Origin of the sequence: Sporanaerobacter sp. (assembly GCF_047830725.1) — a bacterium.
GTDB lineage: Bacteria > Bacillota > Clostridia > Tissierellales > Sporanaerobacteraceae > Sporanaerobacter.
In genome coordinates this window covers 1,472,767-1,498,421 of the sequence record NZ_CP181252.1, presented here as the reverse complement: position 1 = coordinate 1,498,421, position 25,655 = coordinate 1,472,767, and the positions used below count along the sequence as shown (strand labels likewise).

Annotated in this window: 28 protein-coding genes; 2 read left to right on the top strand and 26 right to left on the bottom strand. The window is 31.5% G+C overall.

From position 1 onward, the window contains the following. Positions 1 to 2: 2 nt before the first annotated feature. The 9 genes from ACFWUA_RS07310 to ACFWUA_RS07270 form a co-directional block, all read right to left on the bottom strand. Positions 3 to 524, bottom strand: coding sequence for a GNAT family N-acetyltransferase (locus ACFWUA_RS07310; RefSeq protein WP_416197391.1), 522 nt, complete (start codon positions 522 to 524; stop codon positions 3 to 5). Between the two features lie 49 nt (positions 525 to 573). Beyond that, positions 574 to 1,143, bottom strand: coding sequence for a histidine phosphatase family protein (locus tag ACFWUA_RS07305; protein ID WP_416197390.1), 570 nt, complete (start codon positions 1,141 to 1,143; stop codon positions 574 to 576). Between the two features lie 102 nt (positions 1,144 to 1,245). Then, positions 1,246 to 1,686 (bottom strand): NUDIX domain-containing protein, encoded by a 441-nt coding sequence (locus ACFWUA_RS07300; RefSeq protein ID WP_416197389.1) that lies wholly within the window; start codon positions 1,684 to 1,686, stop codon positions 1,246 to 1,248. Positions 1,687 to 1,733: 47 nt separating this feature from the next. After that, positions 1,734 to 1,895: a hypothetical protein gene (locus tag ACFWUA_RS07295; protein ID WP_416197388.1), complete on the bottom strand. Its 162-nt coding sequence runs from the start codon at positions 1,893 to 1,895 to the stop codon at positions 1,734 to 1,736. Further along, entirely contained in the window at positions 1,877 to 1,999 is a 123-nt protein-coding gene (locus ACFWUA_RS07290) for a hypothetical protein (RefSeq protein WP_416197387.1), read from the bottom strand. Before ACFWUA_RS07290 ends, ACFWUA_RS07295 begins: the two co-directional genes overlap by 19 nt. 175 nt (positions 2,000 to 2,174) lie before the next feature. Beyond that, entirely contained in the window at positions 2,175 to 2,843 is a 669-nt protein-coding gene (locus tag ACFWUA_RS07285) for a class I SAM-dependent methyltransferase (RefSeq protein ID WP_416197386.1), read from the bottom strand. 62 nt (positions 2,844 to 2,905) lie between these two features. After that, on the bottom strand, positions 2,906 to 3,808 hold the full coding sequence (locus ACFWUA_RS07280; protein ID WP_416197385.1) for a class I SAM-dependent methyltransferase: 903 nt from the start codon (positions 3,806 to 3,808) through the stop codon (positions 2,906 to 2,908). Between the two features lie 31 nt (positions 3,809 to 3,839). Further along, on the bottom strand, positions 3,840 to 4,364 hold the full coding sequence (locus tag ACFWUA_RS07275; RefSeq protein ID WP_416197384.1) for a methylated-DNA--[protein]-cysteine S-methyltransferase: 525 nt from the start codon (positions 4,362 to 4,364) through the stop codon (positions 3,840 to 3,842). Between the two features lies 1 nt (position 4,365). Further along, positions 4,366 to 4,914: a GNAT family N-acetyltransferase gene (locus tag ACFWUA_RS07270; RefSeq protein ID WP_416197383.1), complete on the bottom strand. Its 549-nt coding sequence runs from the start codon at positions 4,912 to 4,914 to the stop codon at positions 4,366 to 4,368. A gap of 458 nt (positions 4,915 to 5,372) precedes the next feature. Here ACFWUA_RS07270 and ACFWUA_RS07265 point away from each other — a divergent pair, with 458 nt between their 5' ends. Both ACFWUA_RS07265 and ACFWUA_RS07260 read left to right on the top strand, forming a co-directional pair. Further along, entirely contained in the window at positions 5,373 to 7,175 is a 1,803-nt protein-coding gene (locus ACFWUA_RS07265) for an ABC transporter ATP-binding protein (protein WP_416197382.1), read from the top strand. A gap of 13 nt (positions 7,176 to 7,188) precedes the next feature. Continuing rightward, positions 7,189 to 9,012, top strand: a complete 1,824-nt coding sequence (locus tag ACFWUA_RS07260; RefSeq protein ID WP_416197381.1) for an ABC transporter ATP-binding protein — start codon at positions 7,189 to 7,191, stop codon at positions 9,010 to 9,012. An 8-nt stretch (positions 9,013 to 9,020) separates the two neighbouring features. Here ACFWUA_RS07260 and ACFWUA_RS07255 read toward each other — a convergent pair whose 3' ends face one another. The 17 genes from ACFWUA_RS07255 to ACFWUA_RS07175 form a co-directional block, all read right to left on the bottom strand. Further along, on the bottom strand, positions 9,021 to 9,656 hold the full coding sequence (locus tag ACFWUA_RS07255) for a phosphatase PAP2 family protein (RefSeq protein ID WP_416197380.1): 636 nt from the start codon (positions 9,654 to 9,656) through the stop codon (positions 9,021 to 9,023). 91 nt (positions 9,657 to 9,747) lie between these two features. Then, positions 9,748 to 11,154, bottom strand: a complete 1,407-nt coding sequence (gene lpdA / locus ACFWUA_RS07250; protein ID WP_416197379.1) for a dihydrolipoyl dehydrogenase — start codon at positions 11,152 to 11,154, stop codon at positions 9,748 to 9,750. A 9-nt stretch (positions 11,155 to 11,163) separates the two neighbouring features. Further along, complete coding sequence (gene gcvPB / locus ACFWUA_RS07245) at positions 11,164 to 12,618, bottom strand: aminomethyl-transferring glycine dehydrogenase subunit GcvPB (RefSeq protein ID WP_416197378.1); 1,455 nt, start codon at positions 12,616 to 12,618, stop codon at positions 11,164 to 11,166. After that, the gene (gene gcvPA, locus ACFWUA_RS07240; RefSeq protein ID WP_416197377.1) at positions 12,615 to 13,961 is read right to left on the bottom strand and encodes an aminomethyl-transferring glycine dehydrogenase subunit GcvPA; all 1,347 of its coding nucleotides are present in this window, start codon (positions 13,959 to 13,961) and stop codon (positions 12,615 to 12,617) included. The genes gcvPB and gcvPA overlap by 4 nt, the downstream gene beginning before the upstream one ends. A gap of 1 nt (position 13,962) precedes the next feature. Continuing rightward, complete coding sequence (gene gcvH, locus ACFWUA_RS07235) at positions 13,963 to 14,346, bottom strand: glycine cleavage system protein GcvH (protein WP_416197376.1); 384 nt, start codon at positions 14,344 to 14,346, stop codon at positions 13,963 to 13,965. Positions 14,347 to 14,383: 37 nt separating this feature from the next. Next, positions 14,384 to 15,475 carry a glycine cleavage system aminomethyltransferase GcvT gene (gene gcvT / locus ACFWUA_RS07230; RefSeq protein WP_416197375.1) on the bottom strand — a complete coding sequence of 364 codons (1,092 nt, stop codon included), beginning with the start codon at positions 15,473 to 15,475 and terminating at the stop codon, positions 14,384 to 14,386. Between the two features lie 224 nt (positions 15,476 to 15,699). Beyond that, complete coding sequence (locus ACFWUA_RS07225) at positions 15,700 to 17,166, bottom strand: 4Fe-4S dicluster domain-containing protein (RefSeq protein ID WP_416197374.1); 1,467 nt, start codon at positions 17,164 to 17,166, stop codon at positions 15,700 to 15,702. Positions 17,167 to 17,181: 15 nt separating this feature from the next. Then, entirely contained in the window at positions 17,182 to 18,354 is a 1,173-nt protein-coding gene (locus tag ACFWUA_RS07220) for a SpoIIE family protein phosphatase (RefSeq protein ID WP_416197373.1), read from the bottom strand. Beyond that, positions 18,351 to 20,075 (bottom strand): [Fe-Fe] hydrogenase large subunit C-terminal domain-containing protein, encoded by a 1,725-nt coding sequence (locus ACFWUA_RS07215; protein ID WP_416197372.1) that lies wholly within the window; start codon positions 20,073 to 20,075, stop codon positions 18,351 to 18,353. The genes ACFWUA_RS07220 and ACFWUA_RS07215 overlap by 4 nt, the downstream gene beginning before the upstream one ends. 2 nt (positions 20,076 to 20,077) lie before the next feature. Beyond that, positions 20,078 to 20,326 carry an NAD(P)H-dependent oxidoreductase subunit E gene (locus ACFWUA_RS07210; protein ID WP_416197371.1) on the bottom strand — a complete coding sequence of 83 codons (249 nt, stop codon included), beginning with the start codon at positions 20,324 to 20,326 and terminating at the stop codon, positions 20,078 to 20,080. Between the two features lie 249 nt (positions 20,327 to 20,575). After that, on the bottom strand, positions 20,576 to 21,301 hold the full coding sequence (gene cwlD / locus ACFWUA_RS07205) for an N-acetylmuramoyl-L-alanine amidase CwlD (protein ID WP_416197370.1): 726 nt from the start codon (positions 21,299 to 21,301) through the stop codon (positions 20,576 to 20,578). 98 nt (positions 21,302 to 21,399) lie between these two features. After that, positions 21,400 to 21,792 carry a 30S ribosomal protein S9 gene (gene rpsI / locus ACFWUA_RS07200; protein ID WP_416197369.1) on the bottom strand — a complete coding sequence of 131 codons (393 nt, stop codon included), beginning with the start codon at positions 21,790 to 21,792 and terminating at the stop codon, positions 21,400 to 21,402. A gap of 24 nt (positions 21,793 to 21,816) precedes the next feature. After that, positions 21,817 to 22,245, bottom strand: coding sequence for a 50S ribosomal protein L13 (gene rplM / locus ACFWUA_RS07195; RefSeq protein ID WP_416197368.1), 429 nt, complete (start codon positions 22,243 to 22,245; stop codon positions 21,817 to 21,819). A 131-nt stretch (positions 22,246 to 22,376) separates the two neighbouring features. Beyond that, positions 22,377 to 23,111 carry a tRNA pseudouridine(38-40) synthase TruA gene (gene truA / locus ACFWUA_RS07190; protein WP_416197367.1) on the bottom strand — a complete coding sequence of 245 codons (735 nt, stop codon included), beginning with the start codon at positions 23,109 to 23,111 and terminating at the stop codon, positions 22,377 to 22,379. Positions 23,112 to 23,122: 11 nt separating this feature from the next. After that, positions 23,123 to 23,920, bottom strand: a complete 798-nt coding sequence (locus tag ACFWUA_RS07185) for an energy-coupling factor transporter transmembrane component T family protein (RefSeq protein WP_416197366.1) — start codon at positions 23,918 to 23,920, stop codon at positions 23,123 to 23,125. Further along, the gene (locus ACFWUA_RS07180) at positions 23,913 to 24,776 is read right to left on the bottom strand and encodes an energy-coupling factor transporter ATPase (RefSeq protein WP_416197365.1); all 864 of its coding nucleotides are present in this window, start codon (positions 24,774 to 24,776) and stop codon (positions 23,913 to 23,915) included. The genes ACFWUA_RS07185 and ACFWUA_RS07180 overlap by 8 nt, the downstream gene beginning before the upstream one ends. Beyond that, complete coding sequence (locus ACFWUA_RS07175) at positions 24,773 to 25,600, bottom strand: energy-coupling factor transporter ATPase (RefSeq protein ID WP_416197364.1); 828 nt, start codon at positions 25,598 to 25,600, stop codon at positions 24,773 to 24,775. Before ACFWUA_RS07175 ends, ACFWUA_RS07180 begins: the two co-directional genes overlap by 4 nt. Positions 25,601 to 25,655 lie beyond the last annotated feature (55 nt).

Sequence of the window (25,655 nt, the reverse complement as noted above, 5' to 3'; positions counted from 1 at the left end):
ATCTACCTATTAAAAGCTGACATTATTATTTCGTCATAATATTTTCCATCTTTAAATATTTCATCTTTCAAAATTCCTTCTACTTCAAATCCACACTTCTCATAACTTTTTCTAGCTCTTACATTAAATGAAAATGTGCTTAATCTTATTTTGCGAATATTCATATTATTAAAGATAAAATTCATTAATACTTTCATTGCATCAGCACCATATCCTTTTCCCCAATATTCCTTATCTCCAATCATTATTCCAACCGTCGCCACACGAGATAACCAGCTGACTTCTTGAATACCACAGCCACCAATATATTTTTTTGTTTCTATATCTTCTATGGCAAAATTATAGCTACAATCTTGACTACTTTTCTGCGATCTTACCCATTCTTCCTCTTCCCATAGAGTCATTGGAAAAGGAATATTTGTAACTAAAAATTTTTTAAGTTCCTCATCATTTACAAATGATGTTGCTATTGGTATATCTTCTTCTCTATAAGCTCTCAAGCAGACTTTTTCTCCATAATACATTTACAATTCCCCCTTTATAAATTAGAGTTTTCTCATATCAGATCTATATTTACATTAAAGTAAATTCAACTTCCTCAATACTCTCAAGCTTTATATCATTAAATATAAAGCACAAGATATATGGCATTTTATCGACAATTCTCCAAAAATCAGCATGTCCAAAGTTAGGATTAAAATAGTTTATAATTGTACTTAATGCAGTGCCATGAGTTCCAATAACTACATTTTCCCCAAAATTATTTCTTATTACATCAAAAAGTGCAGCGATATTGCGTTCTTGGACTTCTCTTAAGGATTCTCCTCCTAAAAGTTTAAAATCAAAATCTTGCCACTGTTTTTCAGAAAATCCTCTAAAATCTTCTACCCATTCACCAACCTTACGTTCACAAAAATCATTGTTAGTTATTATTTCAAGCCCACTATTCTCTGCAAAATCTTTTATCGTATCAATAGCTCTTTTATATGGACTAGAATAGATAGCAGTAATATCCCTATTCATCAATGCATTCGTAACCTTTTTTGCATCTGCAACCCCTTGTTCTGTCAAAGGACGTGTCAAATCATCCTTAATAGAAAAATCCGGTTCAGCATGTCTAACAAAATATATATAAGTTTTCATTTTAATCCTATCTCCATTTCTATCATTGAATCCTCATTATCATCAATAATTCCCATATTACTAAACTCAGGAAAAAGCATTATACATCTCTCCTTGTTAATCTTAATAACCATAAAATATTTCTGTCTTATTTTGAGATTCTTTATTATTTTGTAATTCCATCAACAATGGTTTAACAAAACCGCCTAGTTCATAATTATCAATCTCACTTAAATCTACCCATTCATATTCTTCCGCTTCATCATTTAAAGTAACTTCATATGAATTTGTTTTACATATATAGTCAATAAATATAAAATGTTTTCCTTCATGAAAAGTATTACTAAAAACACTCTCTTTTAGGCTTATTAATCTAATATCATATATCTCCAGACCAGTTTCTTCAAATATCTCTCTTTTTAAGGCATCTTCCATCCTTTCGCCTAATTCAATATGTCCACCAGGTATTACATATTTGTTATTCCATTTATGAGACTTACATAGGAGTATTTTATTTTCTGGATTAAAAATAATAGCTCCAACAGTAGGTTCAGGATATTTCATATATATCATTCCTTTCTAATATCTTACAAGACTAGGTTAATACATCATTATTTCAAAAACTGCTTTTTCTCTTTAAGATAATTTTTTACTTCTTCATTATTTAATTTACGAATTTGAGCATTAGGGCTTTCAATGTATTGCTTAGATATATATATAGGGTTCTTGTGCTTACACTCTTTATCTTTATTTTTCAATAAGTAACTTTCCATTCTTTATCCTCGCAACCTTCATTTCTACATCCAACACAATTTTCATTTTCACTACATATACAACAAGCCAAACCACAATAAGCCAATCCTTTTTCCCGTTCCATTGCAAATTCTCCTCTCTTCAATTTACTCACTAATTTTACAATGCTTCTCTATTTTGGATTTTGAAACAATTATATCCTCTGAACTTTGTAGATTCCTAGAATTATTTTACCACCAAATGCATTCAATATATTATTAAAAAAATATACCTAAGACCTACAAAAGCTTATATTTTTACTATCTATTTCTTAAATAATACATACGATTTATAATATTAAATTGCTTAAAATTAATCTCTTCATATTTTTCAATAATAAAAAATGGATCTATAACTTTTTCTACCATTTCATTGCTTAGGTTCCATAAGTACAATCCTGTATTTTCTTTGTAAAATTCGTCAGAAATTTTTATAAACTTATACTCTTCTCTTTGTTCCCTAGTAATATATGGGTTTAACTTTAATAGAATTTTACCATTAGGTTTAACTATCCTATGTATATTTGTGATTAATTCTTTTGAGTCTTCAGGTATTAGATTATCTAAAATATTAAATAAAATAGCACTTTCATAGCTATTATCTTTAATTTCGTTCAATTTTTCTAATCCACCACAAATTACTTCAACTCTATCTTCATAATTGAATTTTTTTACAACACTTTTAGCTATCTCTATTGCATTATTACATATATCTATCCCATAAACATATTCCATCCCTTTATTTAAACAACGACATATTACTTTTCCATTACCACAACCAAAATCTATTGTAGATTCACTTTTATTTACAAGCCAGCTTAGTCCATTTTCAATTTCTTGCATTTGTATTTTTTCAGTAGGATTAAATTCTTGAGTCCGTCTAAAAACATTGTCCCAATATTTTATTGTATCTTTATATTTATTTGTCATTTTAACCCCTCCTTAAATTAGTTATCTATAAGTGAATCTTGATCTAATTATAATTCTATATTCTAATCAACCATTCCTGAAACTACTTGCAATAACGCAATAGTATAATCCCAAATGTTTTTCTCTTCTTCTAACAATTTCACTCTTTTGTCAAACCTTTCTACAATCAATTGTTTTAATTCTTTTTCTTCTTTATCTGATAGTCCATTTTTATTCTGATGCAAACCCATACTTACAACTTCTAATAATTGCTTTTTTTGTACCTCAACTATTGCAACTTTTTCATTATAGCTATTTCTTGCATCATCAACGGCTATAGGAATAGCTATTCCATCAACTTGAATTTCCTTAAAACCAAGTTTTTCAAACAATTCAGGTAATTCTAAAGGGTCAACCGCATATTTCCCAACATTATATTTTTTAAAAACGTCATCTGTTTCTTTAAACAATTTGTCCAAAAGTTCGATTTCACGTTCACTTTGTTTTGGTAATAACTCAGGTTCAGTTTTAATATATTTATCGGGTCTAGCATACATCACTGAAACTCGTCCCTTTGATTTACAAACTCTTTTTTGTTCTAATAAGAATTCCTTATTTGGAACATGTTCTATTACAGTATGTGATATACAAGCATCTACTGAATTATCTTCTAATGGGAGTTTTAGTACATCACCTTCTAGATAACTTACATTGTACATATTTTGCTTTCTTGCTTTTTCCTTTGCATAGTTTATAAATGTTGTATCTCTATCTATGCCTATTATTTTAGATTTATTACCTAACCAACTGGATAGTTTTCTAGTTATTGCACCAGGCCCACATCCAATATCAACTATAGTCATTCCTTCTTTAAGTCCAAGAATATTCAAAAATAAGTCTTTCCTATCATCTCTAAATCTCATTTCTCTGCTTAAATCAAGCATTAAAACACCTTGTATATTTTTTGACCAAATATTGTTTTCCATTACATACCTCCTTGTAATATTATGCATATAACTATCTAACTCGGGTATTTTTAAATTCAATTATGTCACACATTTCATTTCCTTCTAGTTGAAGCAAAAACTTTTTTATATATATTTTATCTCCAGCATATCCTACCAAATCTCCATTTTTACCTACAACTCTATGGCAAGGTATGATTATAGGAAGTGGATTGTCTCGGTTGGCTTGTCCTACTGCCCTTGTAGCTTTAGGATTTCCAATAGATTCTGCTATTTGTGAATAGCTCCTGATCTCTCCATAAGGAATATTTCTCAAGGCACTCCATACTCTTTTTCTAAACTCTGTACCTTCTATTGATAATGGTACTTGAAATTCTTTTCTCTTTTTTTTAAAGTATTCATCTAGCTCTTTTATGACATCACTACACAGTTTATTATTTCGTACAATATCATTATTTTTATTTGTATATTCTAACCATTCTTCTTCAAAAAGTATTATTCTCCTAACTCCTATTTCGTCTACTACTGCATATATCATTCCCAATGGAGAGTCATAGCTGTCATAGACAATTTTCATACTATACCTCCTTTGAGGAACTATTGAATTCTTCCCTCAATATAGCATAATTTAATCTATCCCATCTTCTTCCTGCAAAATATACAGCTTTTCGCTCTATCCCCTCTAGCACAAAACCTGCCTTTTCTAAAGATCTTTGTGCTCCTTTATTTTGTTCAAGAGTATCTGCAGCAATTCGTTCTAATCCAATATTGTTAAATCCATACTCTAAAATAATCTTTACCGCTTCTTGCCCATAACCTTTAGAACGATTTTCAATTTTTGAAATACCCAATCCAATAGTACAAGAACGATTGCTCCAATCAATGTCTTGTAATGCAATATCTCCTATTAGAGTTCCATCAGTCAAAAATACTCCTAAACGAATATGTTTACTTCCTTGATCATTTTGTATTTCATCAAACCACTTATCTGCCTTGACAATGGATTGACCAATATTCAAAGGTTCAGTCATTGCATTAAAATCATATTCAAAATCATTCCACAATTTTTGGCAATGTTCTCTTTCAAGTGTTGAAAGGTATACTCTATTTCCACTTAATTTCAGCATAAAAATCCTCCCTATTAATCCTTATTTTTAACATATTCCACGTTTTTTATAAATATCCTTTTTATTTGCTTATTTTATTTCAATAATTACTTTGTTATATTACAATTGTGTTACAAATGAAAATAATGGTTGACTATTACCAAAAATGTGAATATACTTATAGATATACTAAATAATAAAGGAGGTCGTGTTGATGATAATGATATGCAGTATACTAATCAAAGAGAATTTAAGTTCAAAATGTAAATCCACGACCTATGATCGTTTTTGATTAAATACATAATTTACTAGGAATATCAAAAACCATAGGTGTGGCTGCCTATGGTTTTTTTATGCAATTCTATACTGTTTATTTTTACCAAAACAGATATTGGTGTATTTTGCATATTTATAGCCATGGGCATAGTATTTTTATTTCAATAGCCCATGGCTATTTTGTTTTTGACAGGAGGGATAGAATGAAAGGATTAAAATCGATTTTTAAGTTCATGAGAGGCAGCAAATTTATTTATGCAATGAGTGTTGTAAGTATCGTCCTTGCTACATTTTTTACAGTAATAGGCCCTCTTTTAGTGAAAACTACTATTGACTCTATTATTGGAAACAAAGAAATAAGTTCTATGAGGATGCTTAAAACTATAAATTTTTTAGGAGGTAAAGAGTATTTAAGAAACAATCTGTGGATTATAGGCATAGCACTCATAATTTTAACTATTTTTAGAGGTTTATTTCTTTATTTGAAAAATACACTATCAAGTAAAGCTTCTGAAAACACTGCCAAAAATATGAGAGAGCAATTATATGATCATATACAGAGATTGCCTTATGAATATCATGTAAAAGCTGATACAGGAGATCTAATTCAAAGATGTAGTTCAGATGTGGAAACTATAAGACGATTTTTAGCAGTTCAATTGGTAGAAATAGGTGGTGCAATTTTTACTTTGGCTTTTGTTTCTTATATAATGTTCAATCTCCATGTAAAGATGGCCTTAGTTTCTATGGCTGTAGTACCTATAATATTTATATTTGCTTTTGTCTTTTTCTCAAAAGTTCAGAAAGTTTTTTTAGAAGCTGATGAAGCTGAAGGTGAGCTTTCTACAGTACTACAAGAAAACTTAACAGGTATAAGAGTAGTTAAAGCTTTTGCAAGACAAAAATATGAAATTGAAAAGTTTAATGAAAAAAATGAAAAATATAAAGATTTAGTTTATAAACTAATTAAGCTAATGGCCTGGTATTGGGCTATTTCAGACTTTATCTGTATGATGCAAATAGGTGCTGTATTGGTTGTAGGTAGCTTGTGGGCAGCAAAAGGTCAAATATCTTTAGGTACATTGGTGGTATTTACAACTTATGAAGGTATGCTTTTATGGCCTGTAAGGCAAATGGGAAGAATACTTACAGATATGGGAAAATCTATAGTTGCTGTAGGTCGTATAGAAGAAGTTTTGAATGAACCTATGGAAATACTTGAAGAGAATCATGAAAAACCTGAAATACAAGGAAATGTTTCTTTTAAAGATGTGTGTTTTGAATATGAAAAAGAAAAACCTGTATTAAATGGAATCTCCTTTGATATAAAAGCTGGTGAAACTGTGGCTATACTAGGACCTACTGGTTCTGGAAAGAGCTCATTGGTTCATCTTCTTCCGAGACTTTATGAATATAATAGTGGCTCTATAAAAATAGATGGAAAAGAATTAAATACTATTGATAAGAAGTGGATTAGAAAAAACGTAGGATTGGTACTACAGGAACCTTTTCTATTTGCTAAAACCATAAAAGAAAATATAAAAATCTCAAATCCAAGTATAGAAGATAAAAAAGTACTAGACGCTGCTGAAATAGCTAGTATTCATGAAGATATCATGTGCTTTGACAAAGGATATGATACAGCCGTTGGAGAAAGAGGTGTATCACTGTCAGGAGGTCAAAAACAACGTATAGCAATTGCGAGAACTATAATCAATGAATGCCCAATCGTTGTATTTGATGATTCACTAAGTGCTGTAGATACTGAAACTGATATTTCTATAAGAGAAGCTCTAAAGAAAAGAAAAAATAAATCTACTACCATAATTATTTCTCACAGAATTTCTACTGTAAAAGAAGCAGATTTGATTCTTGTACTGGATAAAGGAAAAATAGTTCAAAGAGGAAATCACGAAGAACTATTAAAAAAAGAAGGTTTATATAAAAGGGTATATGAAATACAAAATTCCCTTGAAGACAATTTAGAAAATATAAGTATTAACTAATGGGGGTGACATCGTGGAAGATATACAAGAAAAGGAATACAGTGAAAAAATAGATTTATCTTTTTGGAAAAACTTTTTAGTCTATGCAAAACCATATAAAAAATACTTTTTTATATTGGCATTAGTAATGGTGGGAGTAGGAGCAATAGATGCTATATTCCCACTGATGAATGGTAAAGCAATAGACGATTTTGTTATGAAAGGCACTACAAATGGATTAAAAGCTTTTGCTATAAAATATGGACTTCTAGTCCTTATTCAAGCAATAAATGCTTGGTTTCTCATATCTATTGCTGGTAGGATAGAAACAGGAATGGCCTATGATATAAGAAAGATAGGATTTGAAAAACTCCAAGTTCTTTCCCTATCCTACTATGACAATAGAGCAGTAGGATGGCTAATGGCGAGAATGACTTCAGATATAAATAGACTCAGTGAGACTCTATCTTGGGGATTGGTGGATTTTGTTTGGGGTGTAACTATGATGATAACTATAATAGTCATCATGTTTTCACTAAATGTGAAACTTGCACTTATAACTCTTTCTGTAATACCACCTTTGGCTATAATCAGTGTTTATTTTCAACAAAAAATACTTACTGCCTATAGAAAGGTAAGAAAGATAAACTCAAGAATAACTGGTGCTTTCAACGAGGACATTTCTGGAGCAAAGACTACTAAAACTCTTGTAAGAGAAGAACAAAATTTAGAAGAATTTAAAAATTTAACAGGAGAAATGAGAGATAGTTCTGTAAAAGCAGTGATTATATCTTCATTGTATTTACCTATAATTCTTCTTTTAGGAAGTATCGGTACCTCCCTTGCCCTAAATTTTGGAGGAAAAAGTGTTCTTTCAAATACATTAAGTTATGGAACTCTTGTTATATTTGTTAACTATACTATACAGTTTTTTGAACCAGTAAGAGAATTAGCTGCTATATTTGCTGAACTTCAGTCAGCTCAAGCTTCTGCCGAAAGAGTATTTTCCCTTATAAATGAAGATTTAGAAATTGAAGATAGTATAGAAGTTATAGAAAAATATGGGGACTTTATGAATCCCAAAAAAGAAAATTGGCCTAGTATCAATGGAGAAATTGAATTCAAAAATGTATCATTTGCATATAAAAATGGAGAAAAAGTCCTTGAAAACTTTAATCTTCATGTAAATCCTGGAGAAACTATAGCATTGGTGGGAGAAACGGGTTCAGGGAAAAGCACTATTGTAAACCTTCTCTGTAGATTTTATGAACCAACTAAAGGAGAAATTCTCATAGATGGCGTTGACTATAAAAAAAGGCCTCAAGTATGGCTTCATGAAAACCTAGGTTATGTACTTCAATCTCCTCATCTTTTTAGTGGTACTATTAAAGACAATATAAAATATGGAAATCTTGAAGCTAGTGAACTGGATATCATTAGAGCTAGTAAACTTGTAAATGCTCATGATTTCATTGTTGAACTTCATGATGGATATGATACGGAAGTAGGAGAGGGTGGAAACCTTCTATCAACAGGTCAAAAGCAACTTATATCCTTTGCAAGAGCAGTTTTAAGAAATCCTAAAATATTTGTACTTGATGAGGCAACTTCATCTATAGATACAGAAACAGAAAAAATAATACAAGATACAATCCACAAGGTACTAAAGGGAAGAACCAGTTTCATCATAGCTCATAGATTATCTACCATAAAAAATGCTGATAAGATTCTAGTTATCAGAAAAGGTCAAGTAATAGAAGCTGGAACTCATCATGAGTTATTAAACAAAAGAGGATACTATTATAGATTGTATACAAATCAATTCATAAAGGAACAAGAAAGAGAAATACTAAACTAGAGGGATAATTAAAATCCCTCTTTCTTTTTGTATCCAGATAAAAATATAGTAAAAAGGTACACTAAAAATCCCATCATATATCCTGCCAATACATCTGTAGGCCAATGGACTCCTAAATATATTCTACTAAAGCCAATGAGTCCTACTATTAAGAAGTTTAATATCCAAAATAAATAATTTTTGTTTTTATACTTTTTGTTTTTTACAACAAAGTAAGTCATAGTTGTATAAAAAGACATAGAAACCATAGCATGCCCACTTGGAAAGCTATATCCTCCTTGATGTATAAGAAAATACTCAATAGGTCTTGTTCTTGTGAATATATGTTTTAAAATAGCGTTTAAAGAAAAACTTCCTATAGTTGAAAATAATAATGGAAATATTCCTTCATAGTGTTTTGTTTTAATGAAATAAAATAAGAGCAATACTCCTACTATCATAAAAAAATATGTAGAACCTAAAAATGTAATTCCCTTCATAACTATAGTCATATTAGAATTTATATTTTTATGAACCCATTCCATCATGCTTTCATCAAATAATATACCTTTGTCAGCATCCTTTATTGAGAAAGCTAGACTCAAAAAAACGATGAAAAGAATTATTGATATAGTTGATATAATTGTTGTCATCTTCTTTTTCATATTCGACCTCCAAAGTTGTTTTAATCTTATCTTATCAAAAAAGTCTGAAATATAAAATGATATTTCAAAAGAAAAAGATAGCAGAAACCTGCTATCTTTTTCTAGGGGGAGCCATATGAATTGCTTGCCCTTCTAATCCTAGTGTAGCTTCATAAAAAGCTTCACTCAAAGTTGGATGAGCATGTATTGTCTTGGCTATATTTTCAACTTCTAATTCATTTGAAATAGCCAATGCTCCTTCATGAATTAAATCATTGGCATGAGGCCCTATTATATGAACTCCTATTATTTTATTCTTTTCATCTGCCATAACTTTAACAAATCCATCTGTTTCTCCTAATGTTAAAGCCTTTCCATTGGCACCAAATAAGAATTTACTAACCTTATAGTCGATATTCTTTTCCTTTGCTTCTTCTTCTGTCATTCCAACATGAGCTACCTCTGGTATACAGAATACACAATTTGGCCATACATCTAAATTGATTACAGGTTCAATACCCATTATTTTTTCCATCACATATACACCTTGATTGGAAGCTACATGAGCAAGTTGTACACCTACATCATTTACATCTCCTATAGCATAGATTCCATCAATATTAGTTTCAAAGTCTTCATTTACATGAATTCCTTTGTGACTATATTCTATCCCTACACCATCCAAGTTCAAATCTTCTACTACTGGCCCTCTTCCTGAAGCAATTAAAACCTTATCTCCTACAACTTCTATTTCCTTATCTTTAGTTTTATATTTTGCTATTACTCTTAATTTATCTCCTTCTTTGATTATCTCTTTAGCTCTAATATCTACATATGTTTCTATACCTTGTTTTTTCAAAAGAGGAGTTATTCTCTTTTGAATTTCTTTATCTGCATTTTTTAGCATTCTAGAAGCCAAAAGTATTACATGAGAACCTAAACCATTGTAGATACTAGCAAACTCAACTCCTATAACCCCTCCTCCTACAACTATTAGGGTTTCTGGAATTTCTTCCATAGAAAGAAGCTCATCACTAGTAATTACTCCTTCCAATTCTATACCCTTTGTCTCTGTCATAGTAGGTTTAGAGCCTGTAGCAATAACTATATTGTCTACTTTTATTTCTCGTTCTTCTCCACTACACAATTTAACTGAAACTGTGTTTTTATCTTTTAAATTAGCTTTCCCACTTATAAATTCTATATTTTTATAAGACTCAATTAACTTTTCAATACCACTTACCAATTGGCTGACAATTTCATTTTTTCTATTTTGAAGTTTTTTCCCGTCCAATTGATAATTATCTACACTTATTCCAAACTCTTCACTATTTTTTAAAGTAGTCATTATTTCAGCATTTCTAAAATAAGTTTTAGTAGGGATACAGCCTCTGTTGAGGCATGTTCCCCCTACTTCTCTATTTTCTATTAAATATACATTTGCTCCCAATTGTGCTCCTCTAATAGCTGCTACATAACCTCCAGGGCCTGCTCCTATAACTGCTATGTTTTTCTGCAAAGAAAACACCTACCCTTCGTATTTAAGTATTGGATTTCTCGCTGCCCTCGTTTCATCTATCCTCCTTACAGGAGTATCATGAGGTGCTTCTTTCAGTATCTCTGGATTTTCTCTAGCTTCCTTAGCTATTTCTTTCATAGCCTTTACAAATTCATCTAGTGTTTCTATACTTTCTGTCTCTGTAGGCTCAACCATTATGGCTTCATGAACAATAAGAGGGAAATATACTGTTGGTGGATGGAAACCAAAATCAAGTAGTCTCTTAGCCACATCTAAAGTAGCTACATCTAAAGTTTCTTCTTTTAAACCACCTAGTACAAATTCATGCTTACATGTTCTTTCTATTGGAAGATAATAATCTTCCTTCAATGCAGCTGCTAAATAGTTAGCATTCAATACAGCCATTTCACTAGCTTTCTTGAGTCCATCGCTACCCATAGTCAAAATATAAGTATAGGCTTTAACCAATACTCCAAAATGTCCATAGAAATCTTTAACTTTCCCTATAGTATTTGGTATATCATATTCAAGATAATATCTATCTCCATCTTTTTCTACAATAGGTACAGGTAAAAATTCAACCAATTGACTTTTGACTCCTACTGGCCCACTTCCTGGTCCTCCTCCACCATGAGGTGTAGAGAAAGTCTTGTGTAAATTCAAGTGCACTACATCAAAACCCATATCTCCAGGTCTTGTGATACCCATAATTGCATTGGCATTGGCTCCATCATAATATAATAGTCCTCCACAATCATGAACAAGTCTTGCAATTTCTTTTATATCTTTTTCAAATAAACCTAATGTATTTGGATTAGTAAGCATTAGACCTGCTACTTCATCACTTAAAGCTTCTTTTAAACTTTCTATATCTACCAATCCATTTTCATTGGATTTTATCTCTATCACTTCAAATCCTGCCATTACTGAACTTGCTGGATTTGTTCCATGAGCTGAATCTGGCACTATTATCTTAGTACGTTTAGTATCTCCTCTATTTTCATGATATGCTTTAATAAGCATCAAACCAGTAAGTTCCCCATGAGCACCTGCTGCTGGCTGAAGTGTAACTCTCTCCATTCCAGTGATTTCACATAAGGACTTTTCCAAATTGTACATAAGCTTTAATGCTCCCTGTACTGTTTCTTCTGGTTGATAAGGATGGATATTGGCAAATCCATCAAGTCTTGCCATATCTTCATTAATTTTAGGATTGTATTTCATTGTACAAGAACCTAATGGATAAAATCCTGTGTCAACTCCATAATTCTTATTTGACAAATTGGTATAATGCCTTATGATATCTACTTCACTTACTTCTGGAAAATTAAGTTCTTCACTTCTTAAATATTCGGTTGGAATAAATTCATTGATATCAGTTTCTTCTACATCCAATTCTGGTAGAGTATACCCTACTCTTCCTGGTGTTGAAAGTTCGAAAATTAACTTATCATACTTTTTCATTTTATCCCCTCCAATACATTTACTAATTTATCAATTTCGCCTTTGGTTCTCTTTTCTGTAACACAATAGAGAATTCCATTTTCATATTGGGGATAATATTTATTTAATAGGAAACCACCTAATATATCTTCTTTAAGTAATGTTTCATTTACCTTTTCTCCAGGTATTTCACTTGTTATAGCAAATTCCTTAAAGAAAGGTTTGTCAAATAATGGTTTGTATTTACCTGTGTTTATCATGCTCTTATATGCATAATGAGCTTTTGCTGTACTTTGAACAGCAACTTCTTTTAATCCTTTTTTGCCCATAGCAACCATATATACAGCACTTGCAAGAGTATTAAGTCCTTGATTAGAACAAATATTAGAAGATGCTTTCTCTCTTCTTATGTGCTGTTCTCTAGCTTGAAGTGTAAGTACAAAAGCTCTATTTCCATCTGCATCAACAGATTCTCCTACAATTCTTCCTGACAATTTCCTCATGTGCTTTTGTGTAGTTGCAATAAATCCTAAATAAGGTCCACCAAAACTAAGTGGTATTCCTAAAGACTGTCCTTCTCCAACAACAATATCTGCTCCCAATTCACCAGGAGATTTTAATATACCTAATGATATAGGATCTACACTTACAACAAGCATAGCTTTCTTTTGCTTATGAGTTATTTCTTCAATAGCTTTTACATCTTCTATTATTCCAAAGAAGTTTGGATTTTGAACCATAACTGCAGCTGTATTTTCACCTATATTTTTTTCTAATTCTTCTAAATTGGTAGCTCCATCTAAATCATCTATTTCAATGACTTTCATTCCTTGAACATGAGCATAAGTTTTAAGAACTCTTCTAGCATCTGGATTAACAGTTTTAGAAACAACTATTTCATTTTTTCTAGTAATACTAGTCGCCATAATAGCTGCTTCTCCTAAACCAGAACCTACATCATATAGTGAAGCATTTGAAACATCCATACCTGTCAAATTAGCTATGAGAGTCTGATATTCAAATATATATTGAAGAGTTCCTTGACTTATCTCTGCTTGATAAGGTGTATAAGATGTATAAAATTCGCTTCTAGATATAACATGATTAACTACTGATGGTATATAGTGGTCATAAGCTCCTGCCCCTAAAAAGCAAGTAAGATCATTTACAGTTTTATTTTCCTTTGACAATTTCGTAAGTATATTTCTAACCTCTAATTCAGATTTTGAACTTTCTAAATTTAAAGGTCTATTTAACTTTACATCATCTGGGATATCATTAAAAAGATCTTCTATAGACTTTGCTCCAATTGCATCAAGCATCTTCTTTTCATCATCGCTTGTATTAGGGATGTAAGGATACATATTATGCCTCCTCTTCAAGGTATTTCTCATAATCTTTCGCATTCATCAAATCATCTAATTGACTTGCATCACTTAATTCAATCAATATCATCCAATTTTCATAAGGATCTTGATTCAATAAACTTGGATCATCTTCCAACGCCTCATTTATTTCCAATACTTTTCCACTAACTGGCATATATATATCAGCAGCAGCCTTAACAGATTCAACTGCTCCAAAAGCTTCTTCAATTTCAAATTCATCATCTACATCAGGCAATTCTACATATACAATATCTCCTAATTGTTCTTGTGCATAATCTGCAACTCCTACATAAGCCTTGTTCCCATCAACCTTTATCCATTCATGATCTTTTGTGTACAATAAATCTTTTAAAACTCTCATTAAAATTACCTCCTTAAAATTTATTTTGTTTTTTAATTTATTTTCTTTTATAAAATCTTTTATCTATTACTTTGGCTTTAACAGGTTTATTCCTTATCATAACTTCAAATTCAGTTCCTTTTTTTGAATATTCAGCATCTACTAAAGCTGTCCCTATGTTTTTCTTTAGAGTTGGAGCAAAATATCCTGTTGCTACATATCCAATCTTTTTTCCATCTGCTACTACATCATATCCTTCTCTTGGAATACCTTTTCCTAACAATTCAAATCCCACTACTTTTTTTGTAATATTTTCATTTTGTGCAACCAATGCATCTTTTCCTATGAAATCATCTTTATCAAGCTTTACAAAGAATTTAAATCCTCCTTGTATTGGAGATATATCTTGAGATATTTCATGTCCATAAAGTGGAAGTCCTGCTTCAAACCTTAAAGTATCTCTACAGCCTAATCCAGCTGGTTTAATTCCATATTCTTCTCCAGCTTCTAATATGCTGTTCCAAACATTTACAATTCCATCCGTTGATGTGTAAATTTCAAATCCATCTTCACCTGTATATCCAGTTCTTGAAACTAAACATTTAGTACCGGCTACATTTATATCTTTTTTAAAGTGGAAAAATTTGATATCGGAAAGATTTTCATCTGTCAATTTAGAAAGTATCTTTTCAGCGTTTGGACCTTGAAGTGCAACTTCCCCAACTTTATCAGATATGTTTTCTACTACTACGTCAAAATCTTTTACATTGTCTTGCATCCATTTAAAGTCTTTATCTGTATTAGATGCATTAATAACCAATAGAAATTCTTCATCATTAATTTTATATGTCAATAAATCATCTACTACACCACCATCAGGATAGCACATAAAAGTATATACTACTTGATTATTTTCCAATACCCCAATATCATTTGTCAATAAATATTGTAAGTAGTTTAAAGCTTCTTTCCCTCTAACCATTACTTCACCCATATGAGACACATCAAATATACCTGCTTTAGTTCTTACTGCTTCGTGTTCAACCAAAATTCCTTCATATTGTACAGGAAGAAACCATCCTGCATAGTCAACAATCTTACCACCAAGTTTTACATGTTCATCATATAATGGGGTTTTCTTCGTTTCCACTTAAAACCAACTCCTTCCTAGATATTATTTATATTTTTACCCTTAAAGGGTTTTTTATAACCAAATAGAATAAAGGTCTTTCTTAAAAATTGCTAAATAAAAAAACCTAAAGATCTGAACTGTCAAAACCACATTTTAGCGAAATGACAGTTCAGCGTCTTGGCTTTATTATACACTAAAATATTAAATTTAACTATAAATTAAATAATATATAATTAAAATATTTATTTTCTATCTAAATTTATATCCTTAATTTCAAATATTCTTAAAGAACTATTTATATCTTCTTCAATAGCAAGTTTTCCATATTTATCTACTTCATTTTTATCTTTTGGTCCATGGTGTAAACTTGCAGGCCCTGCAATACATCCTCCAACACAAGCCATGCCCTCAATGAAGTTTCCATCTAATCTATTTACTTTTGCCATCTTAAGTGCCTTGTCACATTCTTTTATGCCATCACATTTAACTGGCCTAAAGTCAGTATCTATACCCTTTGTTTCAATTATATGTGCTACTGCTTCTGTCACTCCACCACTTCTTGCAAATATTCTTCCATAGTATGAAGCATTGTTTAATTCTCCATCGTTGCAATTTTCCAAATCAATTTCTGCCGCATCAAGCATAGCAGCTAATTCTTCAAAAGTTAATACATAATCTGTATCTCCTTTTAATTCTTCTTCCATTATTTCACCTTTTTTAGCTACACAAGGCCCTATAAAAACTATTTTAGCTTTAGAATCAATGTGTTTAATGAGTCTTGATATAGCAATCATAGGTGAAACTGTATTTGAAATTTTATCCTCCAATTCAGGATAGTTTTTCTTTATATAAGAAACAAATGCTGGGCAACAAGATGTAGTAACTATCCCTTTTTCCTCTACAGTTTCAGCAAATTCTTTAGCTTCATGAAGCCCTACCATATCTGCGCCCAATGCTACTTCAACTACATCATGAAAGCCTAATTTCTTAATTCCACAAACTACTTGTTCTATCTTTGCATAAGTAAATTGACTAGATATAGCTGGTGCTATAGCAGCATAAACATGAACATCATCATTTTCTTTAGCTTCTTTTAAAAGTTCAATTACATCTACTATAAAAGACTTATCCATTATTGCTCCAAAAGGACACTGAATAATACAAGCACCACATTGTATACACTTTTCATAATTGATAACTGCTTTTTTAGAATCATCAAAAGATATAGCCCCTGCAGGGCAAGCTCTTCTACAAGGCCTCATAACATCTGCTATAGCATTGTAAGGGCAAGCTTCTTTACATCTCCCGCATTCAATACATTTTTCCTGATCTATATAAGCTCTACCATTTATATGATGAATGGCTCCTCTTGGACAAGCTTCAGAACATCTATGAGCTAAACATCCTCTACAAGCTTCTGTAACAAAAAACCTATTTAAAGGACATTTATCACAAGCAACTTCTAATACTTCTACAATGCCCTTTATATCCCTATTCCCACCCATAGCTAACTTAACTCTTTCTTTGGTTATTTCCCTTTCTTTATAAATGCAACATCTAGTACGTGGTTCTGGTCCTGGATCTATTACATATTGAATATCATCTTTTTTTTCTTCAAGTGTACCTTCCATTGCCAATTTTGCTACTTCTTTCAATACTTCGTATTTGATCAATTGAACATCACTTTCGAATTTTCTTACTCTTTCCATTTCTCCACTCCTTTTCTATATATAAGTGAGACTGACCTTTGTCCCTAATTTTTCCATAGTTTTTATAAGTTCATTTACTACTTTTAACTTAATACTTAAATCTATAGGAAAGTCAGGATTCTGATGTGCTGGATTTACAGCCTTTCCAACCCACAAATTCAAATGAGTACAGTCTTCAATTAACAGTCTTGCCAATCTTGAAGCACCATCTTCTTTGTCAAAGCTCTCAAACAAATTGTCTTTATAAGGCGAATCAATATATCTATTCATTTTTTCTATGGTCTTGCTAAGAGTTAATACTCCCTCAGTTACTAAATCAATTCCATCTATTTCTGCTGTTGGGGGCACCTCTGGATCTATAAAATCCATATTTGGGATAACTTTTTTCCCTAGTTCCCTAGCAACTATTTTAGCAGCAGTGCCACCACAAACAACTTTTTTACCTGAACCTGACATGAATTTTTCAACAGCTTCTTTATCTTTTAATGGATCTTTGGGAGGTCCAGTAAATAAATCTACTACTTCCTTATCTCTTATTTTAATTGCCACCACTGTTGTATCATCTCCTGGTTTGTCCATATATAAATACTGACAAGTATCTATCAAATTTCTAGATATTTTTCTTGCACTTTTTTGATTCATAGCAGCTCTATTTAAGTATTCGCCTACGTTGTTCCACTGCCAACCCAAATTTAACACTCCTCCTACTCCGGCATGAACTACACCGTCACTTATTATGACAAATAAATCTCCTTTTTCTAATTGGAAATTACTTTCCTTAACTATAGTTCCATTTATGACTGTTTCTCTTCTCTCTAAGGGTACCAGTCTTCCTTCTCTAAGCAAATATACAGGAGGATTGTCGTATTCGGCTAAATAAGCTTCTCCATTTTCCTGTATCTCAGCTATAGTAAAGGTAGAATAAGCAAGTTTTCTTACCTTACACACAGGAAGAGTATTTATAATTGTATCAACAGTTTCATAAATACTTGCTCCCTCTTTAAGCATAGTAATTGCTATTTTAGATGTCAAAGTAGAAAGTATATTGGCTTTTACACCACTTCCCAGCCCATCTGCCATAACTACTATAGCAGATTTATCTCTTCTTATTACTTCTACTTTATCTCCACAAAGTTCCTCACCATCTTTATTTAAGCTATTATGGGCAATATCTATAAAATATGTCATTTTATATCACCATCTTTTAGAACTAGCTCTTTCAATTTTGTAAGAACTACCTTAGTTTCTGCAGTAGTCTCCCCAAGAAGCCCTGCAATTTCCTGTGCTACTCTCATTTGTTTTTCTATGACATCTTGAGCAGCATCCAATGTGTTTTTCTTTATTTTATCAAGCTCTTCCCTATCTTTTTCAGCTGATGTTATATCTGTCATAATGACAAGCATAGCATCTTCATTCTCAATATGAATAATATTTTGAATCAAAACTACTCCTTGTTTCTTATAAAATACTTTTTGTTGTATAACATCTTCTTTTGTTTGTTTTACTTTTTCGAATATACTGTCATCAATAACTGTAGAAATTGGATTTCCTATAACATCTTCAGCTTTTACATTGAACACTTTTTCACAAACTGGATTAAACTCAACAATATTTAAATCTCCATCTATAACAAATATAGCATTGGGGCTATTTTCAAATATATGATTTGAAAGTCTTTCAGCCTTACCCTTCATATAAGGAAGACACATACTTGTTTCTGCCATGCCTTCCAAAACTGCCCGAGCTTTTTCTCTACACGTCGCATATCCACAAGCACTACAATTTAATTCATCTGTTTCATTGTATTTATCTATAGATCTAAGTACTGTCAATATATCTTCTTCTCTAATCTCTGGTCTATAAAAAGACTTATCCATAAAAACTTTACTGAAATCAATATTTTGTGGCACTTCTATCTTTTCATAGGTAAAACTTCTATCTCTAGATTTTATATACTCTTTAACATTCTTTTCTCTTCTATATCTACTTAAATCATTTTTAGGCATTCCCGGTCCATTGACGCAGCCACCACGACATGCATTCATTTCTACACAAACACCTTCAATATTTTCACTAGATAGGGCTTGTAAAAAATCTATACATTCTTCTACTCCATCTATATTTATGACATCATATTTTATATTGTCTTTACCTTTAACAAAACTCTTCAACACCCCACCATCAATAGGATAGGCCCTACCTCGTTCAGTAGCTCTGTCATCAAATGGAGTAAATTTTTCTTTATATAAATTTATATTTTCATCTTTAAGCCACATTTCTAATTCCTCAAAAGTAAGAACAGCATCAACAATATCATCATGTTGCACTTCATTGGCCTCTACTTTTTTAGCTATACATGGCCCAATGAACACTACAAAACTATCTAATCCGTAAGCTTCTTTCATCATTTTCCCATGAGCTAACATTGGTGAAACTATTGGCAGCATATATTTAGTGAGAGATGAAAAATATTTTTCAATCAAAAGATTAACTGAAGGACAAGCAGTAGTTATCATATTTTTTCTCATTCCTTTAGTCAACTCTTCCTCATATAGTGACGATACTACATCAGCTCCTATAGCTGTTTCTTCTACATACATGAATCCTAGTTTTTTTAGTGCTGTGACTAATTGTTCTCCTCTTTCCATAGGAAAAGCCCCAATATAAGATGGTGCTACTGATGCAATTACCTTTTTACCATCTTGTATAGCAGATTTTATACTATTTAAATCACTTGCAACTTTCCTTGCGTTTTGTGGACAAGCTATAAAACAATGACCACAAGCAATACATCTTTCTTCAACAATACTTGCTTGGTCATTCTTAAATTTTATAGCCTTAACTGGGCAAACTCTCAAACATTTATAGCAATGTTTACAGTTCGCCTTGTTAAAATTTAATAGTTCCACATTTACAACCTCCCTAGTACATGGCGGTTAAAAAATTCTTCTGCATTTTTTTCATTAACTGAATAGATCTCTTCTTCCTCATCAATTTTTACTGATACTGCCTTTGTACATTCGCCTAAACAAAATGCTGCCTTTACAACTACTTTATCTTCTAAACCCCTATCTTTTATAATATCTTGAAACTTATTGATCACATTATATGATCCTTTCAGATGGCATGCACTGCCAATGCAAACATTTAAAACCATCATCTGACCCCCTCCTTATATTGTCCTCTAAAATAAGTATACAATTATGTTATTTTTTTATCAAGCTAGAAATAACTTTTATTTGTTAAATTATCTTTTTAATTGTATCCACATTATCCACATTATCCACATTATATAGTGGATAACTTATGTAAACTTTTTTTTTGCTATTTTATAGTATTAAAAAAGATTTAATTTACATAATATTTTATTGTCCACATCTTTTTTATGTATCCACAGAATTTATCCACATTAATTTGAATTTTCTACTTCTAACTCATTAAAATATCTTATTATTCCTATATATATAGCCCAAGCTATTTTCTCTTGATATTTCTCATCTGTTAGCAATTTTTCTTCTCTTGGATTTGATAAAAACCCGCATTCTACCAATATTGAAGGACTTTTAACCTCTCTAAGTAAATATACATTATCTCTTTTTTGTGGCAGCCTATTATTATTTTTATCTAATACATTTCTCAATTCTTCTTGTACAATTTCTGCTAACTTTTTACTTTTTTCACATCCATCTTTATAAAAAGTTTGTGCCCCATAATATTTAGATTGGGGAAAACTATTTAAATGAATTGTTAAAAATATATCGCAATCTCCTTCATCTATCACTTCTCTTCTTTTTCTTAAGTCTTCATTCTTTTTTTGTTTTGTGGTAATTGATTTTTCTGTATACAAACCATTAGGATTATCTCTAGTTATAACTACTATTCCTCCACTCTGTTCAATGAACCTCTTTAGTTTTAGTGCAATAGATAAATTAATTTCATTTTCACTTGTACCACCCCTTCCTACAGCCCCTGGATCTATTCCCCCATGCCCAGGGTCTATTCCTATAATCTTGTTATTTATAGGTAAATAAGTTGTAGTAACTTTTCCTTTGTGAAAAATAGCAAAAAAAATAATAAAGATAAAAGCAATGGCAATTATGTACAAATACCTCTTTTTAATATATAAAACCTTCATAAAAAAACCTCCCTAATACATTTATATAAAATAATATATTAAAGAGGTTTTTGTCCATATTACAAAAAAACACTGGAAAATCCAGTGCTTTTGTATTTCTATCTCTTTGAGAATTGTGGTGCTCTTCTTGCTTTTTTAAGACCATATTTCTTTCTTTCTTTCATTCTTGGGTCTCTAGTCAAATATCCAGCTTTTTTAAGTACTGGTCTTAATTCTCCATCAGCTTCAAGCAATGCTCTTGATATACCATGTCTAATTGCTCCTGCTTGACCAGTATACCCACCACCATGGACATTTACTACTACATCATATTTATCTAATGTTTCAGTTAATGTCAATGGTTCTCTTACAATAACTTTTAGTGTATCATAATCAAAATATTCATCTATATCTCTTTTATTTATAGTTATGTTTCCAGAGCCAGGAATCAATCTAACTCTAGCAACAGCTTTTTTTCTTCTACCTGTTCCAAGATATTGTACGTTTGCCACTTACAGTCCTCCTTTCCTCAAAAACTAGAACTCATAAACAACTGGTTTTTGAGCTTCATGATTGTGTTCAGGTCCACTATATACTTTCAATTTTCTATACATACTTCTACCTAAACTATTCTTTGGAAGCATACCTTTTACTGCCAATTCAATTGCCTTTTCAGGTTTTTCTTTCATCATTCTCTCATAAGATACTTCTTTAAGTCCTCCTGGATGTCCAGTATGATATTTATAGCTCTTTTGTTCCAATTTCTTTCCAGTCAAAACAACTTTATCTGCATTTATAATTATAACGAAATCGCCAGTATCCACATGAGGAGTATAAATAGGTTTATTTTTCCCACTTAAAATCTTTGCAACTTCACTTGCAAGTCTACCTAGAACTTTTCCTTCTGCGTCTATTACATACCATTTTCTTTCAACTTCGTTTGGTTTTGCCATGTAGCTTTTCATCTATTTCCCTCCTTACTACAGAGTTGTAAAGTAGTTTATATGCGAAAATCCGGGGCTAGTGGATTTTTCATTCAAACACTCTTATATATTGTAATACAATGAACCGTGTGTGTCAAGAACTATATTTCATTTCAATAATATACTTTTTCCAAGTACAATCCTTGAGGTTTAGCAGTGTGTCCTGCTCTTTTTCTATCTTTAGATTCTAATATGCTTGAAATGCTTTCTGGTTCTATTTTCCCACTTCCAATATCGATTAAAGTCCCTACCATTATTCGTACCATATTATATAAAAAACCATTTCCTTGTACTTTAAAGCATATTATATTATCCCTTAAAGATAAAGACACAGCATAAACTGTTCTCACAGTATCTTCTACACTACTTCCCGTAGACATAAATGCACTGAAATCATGAGTTCCTAGAAAAAAATCTTTAGCTATATCCATCTTTTTTAAATCTAATTTATATGGAACATGATATGTATAGTTTCTCAATAGGGAACTTCTAGTATAATTGTTATATATCAAATATCTATATTCTTTTCCTACGGCATCATATCTCGAGTGAAAATTTATATCTACTTCTTCCGATTTAACAATAGATATGTCTTGAGGTAAATATTTATTTATAGCATAAGAAAACTTTTCTGGAGGAATACTAGAATTGGTCATGAAATTTGCTACTTGTCCTCTTGCATGTACTCCTCTATCAGTTCTTCCTGCACCTATCAAATCAATATCTTCTTTAGTTAATTTTTTTATAGCTCTTTCTATTTCCTCTTGAATACTAGAAAACTCTGGTTGAACTTGCCAACCAAAATAATTGCTTCCATCATATTCAATAGTCAATTTTATATTTTTCATCTAAATCCCTCTTAAATGTACCTAGTAAGTACCAATACTCCAAAAAATATAACCATGATTGTAATAGCTATATAATCTCTTTTTTCCATTTTTATCTCATTGAGTCTAGTTCTATGTTCTCCACCTCTATAGCATCTTGCTTCCATTGCCATAGCTAATTCATCTGCTCTTCTAAAAGCATTTATGAATAATGGTACCAGTAATGGAACTAAATTTTTTGCTCTACTCATTATATTTCCACTTTCAAAATCAGCACCTCTTGCCATTTGAGCTTTCATGATTTTATCTGTTTCTTCTAATAGAGTTGGAATAAATCTAAGAGCTATAGTCATCATCATGGCTAATTCATGGGCTGGCAATCCTATTGCCTTTAGAGGTGAAAGAATTTTTTCTATACCATCTGTCAGTGAAATAGGTGATGTAGTCAAAGTAAGTATTGATGTACCCATTATAAGAAATATTAGTCTCAAGGCCATAAATAGTGATTGATATAATCCTTCTTCTGTAATAACCAATGGACCAATTTCAAACAACACTACACCCTTTGTCATAAATAGATTTATAAAAAAGGTAATAAGTATTATAAAAGTCAAAGGTTTTAAGCCTTTTAAAACGTATTTAATTGGTACCCCCGACAATTTTGTCACTGTCAATATATATGCTAGGATCAATATATAGGGATAAAACTTGTTTATAAAGAATAAAGATATTATGAATGCAAAAGATACTAATATTTTAACCCTTGGATCTAATTTATGAATGACTGTTTCTCCCGGAAAATATTGTCCTATAGTTATATCCTTAATCATTGCCATTTCTCCTTAAATATCTTAATAATTCTTCTTTGGCCTCATCTATAGTAAGAACATCACTTGATACATCGTTCCCACTTTCTTTATACTTTCTCATGAAATAGGTCACTTGTGGAATTCCAAGACCCATAGACTCTAATTCTTCTGCCCTTCTGAAAACCTCTCTTGGAGTCCCTTCCATAGCTATTTCTCCCTTGTGCATAACCACAATTTTGTTTACCAATCTAGCTACATCTTCCATGCTATGAGAAACTAGTATGATAGTTATATTTCCTTTATTGTACAAATCCTTTATTTCACCTAATATTTCATCTCTTCCTCTAGGATCAAGACCCGCTGTAGGTTCATCTAATATAAGAACTTTAGGTTCCATAGCAAGTACTCCTGCAATAGCTACTCTTCTTTTTTGACCTCCACTTAATTCAAAAGGTGATCTATCTTTTAAACTATCAAAATCCAATCCTACAAGTTCCATGGCCTTTTTCACTCTAGAATCTATTTCACTATCATCTAATCCCAAATTCTTAGGTCCAAATGCAATATCTTTATAGACCGTCTCTTCAAACAGCTGATATTCAGGATACTGGAATACCAATCCTACTTTCTGTCTTATAGATTTCAAATCAGCACCTTTTTCAGTTATATCCACACCATCAACTATTATGCTTCCACTTGTAGGTTTTATAAGCCCATTTAAATGCTGTATAAGAGTAGATTTCCCAGAACCAGTATGCCCTAAAAGTCCAATAAAATCGCCTTCATTTATTTCCAAATTTATATTGTTTAAAGCTTTAGTTTCAAAAGGACTATCTGGATTATATATAAAATTTAAATTTTCAATTTTTATCATCATAAAGCCCTCACCAGTTCTTCTACAGTCAAGATATCCTCTGGGATATCTATCCCTTCTTTTTTTAGTTCATGAGCAAGTTCTGTCACTTGGGGTACATCAAGACCTAATTCTTTCATCTTATCAACTTGACTAAATACTTGTCTTGGAGTTCCTTCCATGACAATTTGTCCTTCTTCCATAACTACTATCCTATCAGCTTCAACAGCCTCTTCCATATAGTGAGTTATGTGCACTATAGTCTTATTTTGTTCCTTATTTAATTTTCTAACCGTTTTCATTACTTCACTTCTTCCAGTTGGATCAAGCATGGCAGTAGGTTCGTCTAATATTATACACTCTGGATTCATTGCAAGTATTCCAGCTATTGCTATACGCTGTTTTTGTCCTCCAGAAAGCAAGTGAGGGGCATGTTTTTTGTACTTGGTCATTTCAACAATTTCAAGAGCTTTGTCTACTCTTTTTCTTATCTCTCTTGGCTCGATTCCTTGATTTTCTGGACCAAAAGCCACGTCTTCTTCTACAATAGTTGCAACAATTTGATTATCTGGATTTTGAAATACCATTCCTGCAGTGCGTCTTATATCCCAAATTTTTTCCTCATCTGTGGTATCCATCCCATTTACATATACCTTGCCACTCGTCGGCAATAAAAGTGCATTTATAAGTTTAGCTAGTGTAGATTTCCCAGAACCATTGTGCCCAAGTACTACTAAAAATTCTCCCTTTTTCACTTCTAAATTTATACCCTTAAGGGCCATAAATTCTCCTTCACTTGATTTATATTCATAATTTACATTTTCTAAATTTATCATCGTATCCGACATAATTACCCCTCATTTTTAATATATTTCCACTAATTAATGATAACATAAGGGTATT